At 44.9% G+C, this 1378-nt stretch carries 3 protein-coding genes; 2 read left to right on the forward strand and 1 reads right to left on the reverse strand.

All coding sequences use genetic code 11. From position 1 onward, the window contains the following. Both LYNGBM3L_RS12950 and LYNGBM3L_RS47320 read left to right on the forward strand, forming a co-directional pair. Window positions 1-470, forward strand: a 470-nt coding sequence (locus LYNGBM3L_RS12950; protein WP_044492985.1) for a hypothetical protein, incomplete at its 5' end; no start/stop codon positions are given. 10 nt (window positions 471-480) lie between these two features. Then, a complete protein-coding gene (locus tag LYNGBM3L_RS47320; protein WP_165691891.1) occupies window positions 481-633 on the forward strand; it encodes a hypothetical protein in 153 nt (50 codons plus the stop codon). Here LYNGBM3L_RS47320 and LYNGBM3L_RS12955 read toward each other — a convergent pair. Next, window positions 630-1378 (reverse strand): sensor histidine kinase (locus tag LYNGBM3L_RS12955; RefSeq protein ID WP_008183574.1); only part of this gene is annotated, 749 nt, incomplete at its 5' end. The genes LYNGBM3L_RS47320 and LYNGBM3L_RS12955 overlap by 4 nt on opposite strands.

Consider the following 1378-nt stretch of genomic DNA (forward strand, 5'->3'; position numbering starts at 1 on the left):
CCTTGTTTGTAAAAGCCAAAGAAACATCGCTACTGGACTCGTACGTCCCACACCATGTCCGGTATTACATGATGATATTCATGTCGATGTTCATTCTGTTCATTGCCTGGTTCAACCGGCAGCAATTCCACCAATTACAGGTTTTGGAGACCTCCGCTAATAACATACGTGAAGCCTTAAAAGACACGATCCTGCGACTTCACAGTGTCATGAAGGCCAGTATGCTTAGTGATACCATCGGTGCGCCCATCATTGTATCATGGATCACCTATGTCCAATTGTATTGGGATTCCGCTTTTGTATGGGACCATCGGCTATTGATCCTGGCGGGCATCACCCTCTCCAGTATTCCTATCATCTATTTCATCGCCAGGCAGGGACAGTACGGTAAATATGGAGGACACTTAAACGAATTACAGCAATGCCTGTCGGAGCTCAGTTCGGCGGCTTCCGAAAATGAAAAGACATAAATCAAGCATCATGAAATACCTCTCCATCATTGGTTTAACCTTCATCATCACCAGTTTAACCTCTTTTTCAAATAAACCGCAATTAGGAGCATTAGTAGGAATTATTGGAGGCTTGTTATTATTGATCGGAAAAGGGCGGGCATTACATAACAAGACCCATTAATCATCCTCTTCATCACCCAATGGCAGGATCACGCGAAAGGTGGTTGATTGCTCATGGCTATCAAATAGCAACTGTCCACCATGCTCCTCCACAATTTTGTAGCTGACAGGAAGGCCCATTCCCTTGCCCGCTCCTGCGGCTTTGGTGGTATAGAAGGGATCGAATATGTGCTTTTGAAATTCCTCCGGAATACCGACACCATTGTCTTTGAAAGTGATCTCCAGCCAATGCTCTTCCCATTCCGTTTGTATTTCGATTTCCCCTGCCCTGTCTGGTGGAATAAATGAGGAAGCATTTGTCAGAAGATTCAAAAAGACCTGGTTTATCTTTCGGGGAATACAACACACCATATCAAACGTGTCATCATAGGATTTGGTGATCTTTATGGTATCCTTTAATTGTGGCATCAGGAGATCAACGACCTGGTCCAGGTTATCGTGGATGTTCACCCATTTTCGTTTAGAGCTCCCAAAATCGTTGAAGGCCTGCAACTCCTGCACGACTTCATGAATGCGCCTGGCCCCCTGCTCGATGATCGCAACGATCTTATCAAAACCTTCCCGGTTGGAGAGACGTCCCTCCCGGGTATCATGCATCTGATTAACTGAGTTCCTCAATACGACGATACCATTCAAAATATAATTCAGGGGATTATTGATTTCATGAGCCATTCCGGTAGCCAATTGACCGACGGAAGCCATTTTTTCCTGATACAATACTTGAAGTTGCATTTCCTCAAGCTGTC

It is taken from the genome of Moorena producens 3L (assembly GCF_000211815.1).
In the GTDB taxonomy this organism is placed as follows: Bacteria; Cyanobacteriota; Cyanobacteriia; order Cyanobacteriales; family Coleofasciculaceae; genus Moorena; species Moorena producens.